The sequence below is a fragment of the Acinetobacter sp. ABJ_C5_2 genome (assembly GCF_044538485.1).
Classification (GTDB): Bacteria; Pseudomonadota; Gammaproteobacteria; order Pseudomonadales; family Moraxellaceae; genus Acinetobacter; species Acinetobacter nosocomialis_A.
Genome location: NZ_JBIUCS010000007.1, coordinates 100685 through 110742, shown reverse-complemented (window position 1 = coordinate 110742; position 10058 = coordinate 100685). Strand labels below are relative to the sequence as shown.

Annotated in this window: 6 protein-coding genes; all 6 read left to right on the top strand. The window is 39.7% G+C overall.

What is annotated here, in order from left to right; genetic code table 11:
• The first annotated feature begins 333 nt into the window (after window positions 1-333).
• The 6 genes from ACH8JV_RS10080 (at window position 334) to ACH8JV_RS10055 (ending at window position 10007) form a co-directional block, all read left to right on the top strand.
• Window positions 334-1401, top strand: a complete 1068-nt coding sequence (locus tag ACH8JV_RS10080; protein ID WP_022574713.1) for a type II asparaginase — start codon at window positions 334-336, stop codon at window positions 1399-1401.
• 209 nt (window positions 1402-1610) lie between these two features.
• Window positions 1611-5171, top strand: a complete 3561-nt coding sequence (gene dnaE, locus ACH8JV_RS10075) for a DNA polymerase III subunit alpha (protein ID WP_396521047.1) — start codon at window positions 1611-1613, stop codon at window positions 5169-5171.
• A 14-nt stretch (window positions 5172-5185) separates the two neighbouring features.
• Window positions 5186-6025: an RNA methyltransferase gene (locus ACH8JV_RS10070; protein WP_396521045.1), complete on the top strand. Its 840-nt coding sequence runs from the start codon at window positions 5186-5188 to the stop codon at window positions 6023-6025.
• Window positions 6018-6833, top strand: coding sequence for a serine O-acetyltransferase (cysE, locus tag ACH8JV_RS10065; protein ID WP_311071465.1), 816 nt, complete (start codon window positions 6018-6020; stop codon window positions 6831-6833). Before ACH8JV_RS10070 ends, cysE begins: the two co-directional genes overlap by 8 nt.
• A gap of 105 nt (window positions 6834-6938) precedes the next feature.
• Window positions 6939-7883 (top strand): ABUW_2363 family tetratricopeptide repeat lipoprotein, encoded by a 945-nt coding sequence (locus ACH8JV_RS10060; protein WP_396521043.1) that lies wholly within the window; start codon window positions 6939-6941, stop codon window positions 7881-7883.
• 117 nt (window positions 7884-8000) lie between these two features.
• Window positions 8001-10007 (top strand): esterase/lipase family protein, encoded by a 2007-nt coding sequence (locus ACH8JV_RS10055; RefSeq protein WP_396521041.1) that lies wholly within the window; start codon window positions 8001-8003, stop codon window positions 10005-10007.
• Window positions 10008-10058 lie beyond the last annotated feature (51 nt).

Below are 10058 nucleotides of genomic sequence, written 5' to 3'. Positions count from 1 at the left end.
GCATAAAATTATCATATGGTAAATAAAACTTCAAAACCACCTATTATTTTCTATTTTTATAATAATAAAAAAGTCATTTGTAATCTTTATATAAAAAAGTAAAAAAAGAGAGATAAATTAGAAAAACTTAATAGATTTTTTATTTTTTTCATGATATTTATTAGCGCTGAATAAGAGCAATGACTAAATGATTGTTGTCGAAACAAAATGATATTCAGGGATGCTTCTTATTCAAACAAGTTGCGAATATGTTTTACATGGTATGTATTTTGCTTAGGACAAGCAGGCGTATTCAGCAAACTTCTACTTCGTCACTTCATAAGGATATTTTCGATGTTGACTAAAACTGTTAAATCTTTCGGTTTAGCTATGGGCTTATTGGCCTGCTCTCTCCCACTTTACGCAAAAAACAATGTTGTTGTCGTTGCTACTGGCGGTACAATCGCTGGTGCTGGTGCAAGCTCAGCAAATAGTGCAACTTACACAGCAGCAAAAGTTCCAGTTGATGCTTTAATCAATGCAGTGCCACAAATCAAAGATTTGGCAAATGTAAGCGGCATTCAAGCATTACAGGTTGCTTCTGAAAGTATTACTGACAAGGAATTATTACAAATTGCTCGTCAAGTAAACGACCTTGTTAAGAAGCCATCTGTGAATGGTGTCGTAATTACTCATGGTACAGATACTTTAGAAGAAACAGCATTTTTCTTAAATCTTGTTGTTCATACTGACAAACCAATTGTTGTTGTTGGTTCAATGCGTCCTTCAACTGCACTTTCAGCAGATGGACCACTTAACCTTTATAGCGCAGTTGCTTTAGCAGCTTCTGATGAAGCAAAAAATAAAGGCGTTATGGTTCTCATGAACGACTCTATTTTTGCTGCACGTGATGTAACTAAAGGCATTAACATTCATACAAATGCTTTTGTTAGCCAATGGGGTGCTTTAGGTACATTAGTTGAAGGTAAACCATACTGGTTCAGACAGTCTGTTAAACGTTTTGCAAATGCTTCAGAATTTAATATTGAAAATATTAAAGGTGATGCACTTCCACTCGTACAAATCGTTTACGGTTCAGACTCTATGCTTCCTGATGCTTATGAAGCATATGCAAAAGCTGGCGCTAAAGCGATTATCCATGCGGGTACAGGTAACGGTTCTGTTGCGAACTATATCGTTCCAACTTTACAAAAACTTCATGATAAAGACGGTATTCAAATTATCCGTTCATCACGTGTACCACAAGGTTTCGTATTACGTAATGCTGAACAACCTGATGATAAATATGGTTGGGTAGCTGCTCATGACTTAAACCCACAAAAAGCACGTCTTCTTGCAGCTTTAGCTCTTACTAAGACTAATGATGCTAAAGAAATTCAACGTATGTTCTGGCAGTACTAAGTTTTTCAACCAGCCCAAACTGATTTGGGCTGGTTCTTTTCTCCTTAATTCTCTCCTTGAAAATACGCTCCATCTTTGGTCAATCCTCCACTTTCGTGTTCTCAACATTCTGTTTAAATACTAAAATCCATAACAGTTGCCAAAATATTAAGCATTTCGTTTGAACTTTGCGTGTTAAACTATGCTTCGGTCGCATTAAGGATTGGTTTATGCAGTTTGTTCATCTCGGTATTTACACAGAATTTTCGATTACAGAGTCGATTGTTCGCATACCCGACTTGGTCAAGGCTGCTGTAAAGGATGAAATGCCTGCGCTGGCACTTACCGACTTATCCAACCTGCATGCTGCTGTAAAGTTTTATAACTCTTGTCTAAAAAAAGGTATTAAACCTATTTTAGGTAGCACCATCCGTCTTAACGATGCCCAGCATCGTGCAACGTTACTTGCAATGAGTGAGGTTGGATGGAAAGGTATGACTGAAATTGTTTCGCGTGGCTTCATTGAAGGTCAACAACTCAGTATCCCTTGCGTACAAAAAGAATGGGTTCTAGAACAACACCAAGATATTATTGTTTTACTGGGTCAGCACAGCGATGTTGGACAAATGCTTTGCTCATCTAACCCACAAAAAGCTGAACCGTTACTTGAAGAGTGGATCGAAAAGTTTGGCGATCGTGTTTATCTTGCTTTAACACGTACTGATCGTCCGGGCGAAGAAGACTTTATTCAAGAAGCTGCCAAACTTGCAGCTAAATACAAAATTGGTGTAGTTGCACATAACGATGTGCACTTTGTTGAAAAAGAAGACTTCGAAGCACACGAAGCACGTGTATGTATTGCAGATGGTTATGTTTTAGCAGATGACCGACGTCCACGTTTATATAGCCCGGAACAGCATTTCAAAACCTCAGATGAAATGATCGAGCTATTTTCAGATATCCCAAGTGCTATTGAAAACACCTACCATATTGCTAAACGCTGTAATGTCAGCTTAAAACTCGGCACTTACTTCTTACCTGAGTACCCAATTCCTGATGGTTTTACCATCGACAGCTATTTTGAGCACTTATCAAAAGAAGGTTTGGAAGAGCGTTTAAACTATCTTTACCCAGTTGAAAAACGTGGTGAAGACTGGCTAGAAATTCGTAAGCCATATGATGAGCGAATTGATTATGAAGTCGGAATCATTCTTAAAATGGGATTCCCCGGCTACTTTCTTATCGTCATGGACTTCATTCAATGGGCAAAAAATAATGGTGTCCCTGTAGGGCCGGGCCGTGGTTCTGGTGCTGGTTCATTGGTTGCATATAGCTTAAAAATTACCGACCTTGACCCTCTTCGTTACGATCTACTCTTTGAACGTTTCTTAAACCCAGAACGTGTATCGATGCCCGACTTTGACGTCGATTTCTGTATCGCAGGTCGTGACCGTGTTATTGACTATGTATCACGTACTTATGGCCGTGAAGCGGTTTCCCAGATTGCCACGTTCGGTACCATGGCTGCAAAAGGAGCAATTCGTGACGTTGCCCGTGTTTTAGGTAAATCTTATGGTCTAGCTGACCGTATTTCAAAAATGGTTCCAACTAAACCACTCGGTGTAGATTTGGCAACTGCGATTGAGATGGAACCTCAGCTTAAAGATATCGTAACTAACCCTTCAAACCCCGATAACGATGATGCCAGCGAAATTTGGGAAATGGCATTAAAGTTAGAAGGTATTACCCGAAATACTGGTAAACATGCCGGTGGTGTTGTTATTGCACCCGGTAAAATTACCGATTTCTCTGCGGTACTTTGTGACGCCGACGGTACTAACCGTGTAGCTCAATACGATAAAGATGACGTAGAAGCTGCAGGTCTCGTAAAATTTGACTTTTTGGGCTTACGTAACTTAACGGTTATTGAAGACGCGATTCAAAATATTAATAAAAATCGTGGCAATGACCCATTAAACATTTCTCACGTCCCTCTTGACGATCCTAAAGCTTATTCTGTCTTTGCCGATGCAAATACAACCGCGGTATTCCAGTTTGAATCCGTCGGTATGAAACGAATGCTGAAAGAAGCACGTCCAAGTAAATTCGAAGAAATTATTGCGTTCGTGTCTTTGTATCGTCCGGGCCCGATGGACCTGATTCCTGACTTTATTCACCGTATGCATGGTGGAGATTTTGAATATCTTCATCCTTTGCTTGAAGGCGTGTTAGAGCCAACCTACGGGATTATGGTTTACCAAGAACAGGTAATGCAAACTGCACAGATTTGTGCGGGTTATACGCTCGGTGGCGCTGACTTACTTCGCCGTGCAATGGGTAAAAAGAAACCTGAAGAAATGGTGAAACAACGCCAAATCTTCCTTGAAGGTGCTGGACAAAAAGGCATTGATGAAAGCACAGCCAACCATATCTTTGACTATATGGAAAAGTTCGCAGGCTATGGTTTCAACAAATCGCACGCAGCTGCTTATGCGCTTGTTGCATACCATACAGCATGGTTAAAAGCTCATTATCCTGCCGAATTTATGGCAGCGGTAATGTCATCGGAAATGCAGAACACTGACAGTGTCGTATTTTTGATTGATGACTGTCGAAATAATGGACTCGAAGTTCTACCTCCATCGGTTAACATGTCGACTTATCATTTCCATGCCAGTGATGATAAAACCATTGTTTATGGTTTAGGTGCAATTAAAGGCGTTGGTGAACAGGCAATGCAGTCTGTTATTGATTCACGTCGTCAACAAGGGCCTTATACCGACCTATTCGACTTCTGCCACCGTATTGATTTGAAAAAAATCAATAAACGAACTTTAGAGGCACTTATCCGTGCTGGTGCGCTAGATTGTTTAGGTATTGAACGTTCGAGTTTAATGGCTCAATTGCCTGAAGCCGTACAAGCTGCTGAACAAGCACGTAGTAACCGTGAAAGCGGCATTATGGACTTATTTGGTGAAGTTGAAGAAGTTCAACGTAAACCTGCCAAGCCAGTTAAGCCATGGAGCGATGAAGTTCGTCTTAAGGGTGAAAAAGACACACTTGGTTTGTATTTAACAGGTCACCCTATTGATGTTTACCGTCAAGAACTCAAAGCCTTTATTCCTGCAAAACTTAATGAAATTACAGCAACTCGTCGTGGCGTAACGACTGTTTATGCAGGTCTTGTTCTTGATGTAGCCAACTTCCCAAACCGTGTTGTTATCGTACTCGACGATGGAACAGCACGTATTGAAGTAAGCTGTAACCATGAGCGTTTCCAACGCTTTAAAGATATCATTCAAGTTGAACGTGTAGTCGTCTTTGAAGGCGAAATTTATGAGCGTGAAGGCTTTGATCGTCCAATGGGGCGATTAAACAAAGCATTTAACTTAAATGAAATCAGACAAAAACGTGCCAACAGTATTCAAATCAAATTAACCCATGATTTAATGCAACCAAGTTTGGCTAAAGATCTACAAAATATATTATTGCCTTATTGTAACGTCGATATGCATCAGCATATTGCAATACAACTACAGATTGACCAACCATATGCTCAAGCTGAGCTTCAGCTTGGTCCGCAATGGAAAGTCGCTCCTTTAGATGAACTTCTTGCCAAACTGAGAGATTACTTTGGTAAAGATAATATTCATATTGAATATCAGGTAAAATCTAAGGCAGCTAAAGCAGCAGAACCTGTTCGTCCACAACCTGTTGCCTCACCTCCTGTGGACATGACTATTGATGATGCGTTGGATTCATACCAAAGCGAAGTTTCTCAATATTCGTAATTTCTGGAAATCTTATGAGTTTGTTTGACGACACCGCCGTGTCAGAACAATTAGCACAAGTGCGTATTGTCATGGTCAATACCACTTTGCCTGCTAATATTGGCAGTGCTTTACGCGCAATGAAAACAATGGGCTTGAGTAAATTGGTTCTGGTTTCACCAAAGATCTATCCACATCCAGATATTCAGGCGCTTGCTGCTGGTGCACAAGATTTATTAGAACAAGTTGAAATTGTTGAAACACTCGAAGACGCGATTAAAGATTGCCATTTAGTTTTTGGAACGAGTGCGCGTAGCCGTACTATTCCATGGCCTTTGCTTGATGTGCGCCCTGCTTCCAAAGAAGCAATTAAGGCAGCTTCACAAGGTCAGCAGATTGCTATTGTTTTCGGACGTGAAGACCGCGGCTTAACCAACGAAGAATTAGCTTTGGCAAACTATCACCTTACTATTCCTGTAAACTCGGACTATGGTGTACTTAACGTTGCTCAAGCGATTCAAGTTGTATGTTACGAACTTCGCATGTCGGTATTAGAGCAAAAAGAGTCTGTTTTTGATGATGGACAAATGCCACTTGCCCAAGGTCAAAGCATGCAATGGGATGAGCCTTTAGTCACTCAGCAACAAATGGAAGAGTTTTACCCTCACTTGGAAAAAATGCTCACTGAAATTGAATTTTTAGATCCAGAAAATCCTCGTTTATTACCTTTACGCTTGCGTCGTTTATTTGGTCGTATACAATTAGATCGTATGGAATATCATTTACTTCGCGGTATTTTTAGTCGAGTTCAAGCTCTGACTAGCGGCAAATGGAAAAAAGCATCATCGGATAAGGAGGATCAATCCAATGCTTAAACAGCTTAAAGAAGATATACAGGCTGTATTCGCGCGAGATCCTGCTGCACGAAATACATTTGAAGTACTCACCACTTATCCTGGTATTCATGCCTTGCTCTTGCACAGACTTGCACATGAGCTTTGGAAAAAAGATTGCAAAGGGACTGCTCGCTTTGTTTCATCATTTAGCCGTTTTGCAACAGGTATTGAAATCCATCCTGGTGCCAAAATTGGTAAACGCTTCTTTATCGATCATGGTATGGGTGTTGTAATTGGTGAAACTGCTGAAATTGGTGACGATGTAACGCTTTATCATGGTGTTACCTTAGGTGGTACCACATGGAAAACTGGCAAACGCCATCCAACGCTAGAAGATGGCGTGGTTGTAGGGGCCGGTGCAAAAATCTTAGGCCCATTTACAGTAGGTAAAGGTGCTAAAGTTGGTTCAAATGCTGTGGTGACAAAAGCGGTTCCTGCTGGTGTAACAGCAGTTGGAAACCCTGCTCGCTATATTTATAAAGATGCCGACAAAACTAAAGATAAAGATGAAGAACGTCGCCGTGATTATGCACAGAGTATTGGTTTTGCTCCGTATGCGACTACTGCTGATCAATCTGACCCAATTTTAGAAGGAATGCGAGTTTTACTTGACCGTATTCAACATAATGAAACACGTATGAATAGTTTGTGCCAACGCTTATCTGAACTTGACCCAACTTTCAAAAAAGAAAGCCAAGATGAACAGCCTTTTAGTGATGAAGAGCTAAAAATTCTTGAAGAAGTTCGTCGTGAATGCGGTGCACAAAACAAGACATCAAAAACGTAATATTCTTGATTCATAATGTAACACGCTTACCCTTGCAAGTGGGTTTAGCTTTTCCTAGACTTAGCTGTACCAAATCTGACTTTACTAAAATGAACGGAAGATCCTATGAATTTTAAGCCATTGGCGTATTTAATCCTTGCAACTTCTAGTTTAACAGCGTGTACAATGGCACCTGTAAAAGAACAAAAAATTGAACCTTTTGTTTTCAAGGAACCAGAGCTTACTCCTCCATTTTATGCGTTAAATCCATTTAATTATGATGCTCCACCTGCGTTTGAAGTCGCTTTAAAAGAAGCTGCAGCACAGCCTGTAACTAAAATGGTGGTAACTCGTCAGGACGATCCAACTAAATCACTTACATTAGATACAAATAAATTAATTGTACCTACTATCAATAATTCACAACGTTCAATGAAATACGCAGTTTTAGCGGGCGATAATGAAATTGATGTGACTGAAATTGATGACTTCTTACAACTTGTTGAAGGTAAAGCTCGTCACTACCCACCTCGCTTTACTGACCGTCAAGAACGTAAAGGTTTTGAAAGCAAACTTAAAGAAGTCACTCAGCGCTTAGATACATTAGCTGCTAATCCAAATGCGTCATTTGATATTCTTATTCGTGCTTTTAAAGCAAGCGTACTTGCCCGTAATCTCGATTTAGGTACTGCGCATACAACTAGATCTTTAGAGTATGCACAAAGACTTTTAAAAATTAACCCAGACGATGCAGAAGCGAATTTCTGGTTTGGTTTTGGTTTGTCTGAAGGTGGTGGTCAACGTGAAGCTATTCCATACTTAGACAAAGCCATTAAAGGCAATGTTCAAGAAGCATATTTAGCCGCTGCAAATAACTATATTGCAATGGAACAAAAGAAAAATGCGATTCAGACTTTGAAAAATTACAAGGTTAAATACCCTGACGAAGCTGAAGTTGCAGATCGTTTAATTCAAGAAATTGAAAAACAAGGTCGTTGGAATGTATGGCAAGTTTTAACAAACCCTGCTATGGCACCAGCTACTCCAACTACTGCACCTGCAAAAAAGTAAGAGTATAGGCTTATTAAAAAGGGCTGATTTGACAGCCCTTTTTTTATATTTGATCAATTGAAAAATACTTTAAAATTTGTATGATCAGCATATTACTGATCCACATATTTGACCATAATGTTTGTTAGAAAAAGAAACTCAGCGCTCTTCACGGTCATACTCCTCGGTTCAATTCTGAGTGGATGTCAGGTGGTCAATGTTAAGCAACAAGCTCTCAACGTTACTATTGCAAATGAACGTAATAGTATTCTTACCCAAGATAAACTGAGTGAAGCAAGTCTTAACGTTTTGTCTATGTCAGGACAAGAGGCCAAAACCTGTACAGACTCCCCTGACACCTGTGTTAATCAGCTTAAAAATCTTCCCCAAATTTTAGACGAACAGCTGTTATCTGCTGCAAGCGAAATGTATCTGGCAAAAGCGATGGCTTTATCAGATTCTTCCGAGTGTAAAATTAGTCGATTCACTAAACACAAAGTGTCTGATCAACAAAAAGCGATTCAGAATAAATATGACGATTGCTTAGACCAGCAATTGAACTTACTCGACAAGAGCATTCGTTATAGTTATGCCTATTTGTTTTCAACCAAACGTCAGCCGACCGATCGCATTTTTGATAACAGACAAGTTCAAATACGCGACTTTTATAATCAAGCCATTGCCAAAATGGTGAGTGTCTATGATTTAAGATACCCAAAAAAAAATGTGGTAGAGCCGCAAATCCATATTGGTAAGAGTGTTTATTCAATAGACTTTGAGTTTCATAGACAATTAACTGGTCAAAAGTTAGAGAAATTAATTTCGAGCTATAACTTAAATTTTTCTGGTTTAAGAACGATCAACCGTCGTGATGGTTTCGGTTCTGAATTTGTGGCTGTTTTTCCGAGTTCTGGAAAAGAAGACATTAATGAATATATTTTAGATCCACTCAATTACAGCTATAAAAATGGTGTAAATCCTAATATTCACCATGCCCGTTATTTAGCAGCAACGATTGTGGCTGAGCCTAAAAATGCCAAAACTGTTCAAGACATTATAAATAACCCAGAATTTGTAATTCGAGTTTATGACCCTTATCGCACCGATAATATTAATGTCGCTGGTAAGCAATACCCTCTAGCTGCGAACTTCTCTGCACCTTATGGTTTATGGCTAGCTGAAAATAACTTAGGCGTAGCGGCTTATTTAAGCCTGATTGATCGTGATCAGCATTTAACTATGCCGCATTTATATATGCTCGAACCTTATAATCCAAACAAAAAAATTATTGTGTTGGTGCATGGTTTGGCAAGTAGCCCCGAGGCATGGATTGCACTCACCAACGATGTCATGGGCGATACTGTTTTAAGAGATAACTATCAGGTTTGGCAAGTTTTCTACTCGACCAATATGCCAATTTTGGAAAGTCGCTTCCAGATTTATGCTCTGCTTAAACAAGCGTTCGGTTCGCTAAACCCCAATGACCCTGCTGCACACGATGCTGTGCTTGTAGGTCATAGTATGGGCGGTATTATTAGCCGTTTGCTGGTCAGCGATGGTGATATTACTCAACCAGCCTTGAAGTTGATGACCGTACGTCAACAAAACCGTTTTAAAAAACATCCTATGGTTACCGAGCGATTGCAAATGCATTCAATTGGAAACTTTGATCGTGCAATTTTCTTGGCATCGCCTCATAGAGGTACAGATTATGCAGACCGATGGTTTACTTTGGCTGCTCGTAAAATTATTCGTTTGCCGGGTGCTTTTTTATCTGCTGTTGCCACTTCACTCACCACTGAAAATTTAGATGTTAAAGATTTCTTGAATAACATTGATAATGGTTTGATTCAAAATGGTCCAAGTGATTTGAGTCATCAATCTAAATTTATGGAGCTTACGGAAAATATTAACCCACACCAAGGATTAGTCTTCCACTCAATTATGGGTAACATTACCAAGAGCGATGATCCAAATGTGATCACCGATGGTATTGTTCCTTATAAAAGTGCTCACTTAGACGGTGCAAAGTCTGAGAAAGTACTTCCGGGTGGACACTCTATTCAGTTAACACCACAAGCGGTATTAGAATTGCGTCGTATTTTACGAGAGCATTTAGTTGAACACGGTTTGTATAAACCATAAAAATAAAAAGAGCCAAAGGATATCCTTTGGCTCTTTTGTTTTAGACTAGAT

Coding starts and splice junctions, on each gene's coding strand:
- ACH8JV_RS10080 (WP_022574713.1), top strand. CDS start 334: ATGTTGACTAAAACTGTTAAATCTTTCGGTTTAGCTATGGGCTTATTG.
- dnaE (WP_396521047.1), top strand. CDS start 1,611: ATGCAGTTTGTTCATCTCGGTATTTACACAGAATTTTCGATTACAGAG.
- ACH8JV_RS10070 (WP_396521045.1), top strand. CDS start 5,186: ATGAGTTTGTTTGACGACACCGCCGTGTCAGAACAATTAGCACAAGTG.
- cysE (WP_311071465.1), top strand. CDS start 6,018: ATGCTTAAACAGCTTAAAGAAGATATACAGGCTGTATTCGCGCGAGAT.
- ACH8JV_RS10060 (WP_396521043.1), top strand. CDS start 6,939: ATGAATTTTAAGCCATTGGCGTATTTAATCCTTGCAACTTCTAGTTTA.
- ACH8JV_RS10055 (WP_396521041.1), top strand. CDS start 8,001: ATGTTTGTTAGAAAAAGAAACTCAGCGCTCTTCACGGTCATACTCCTC.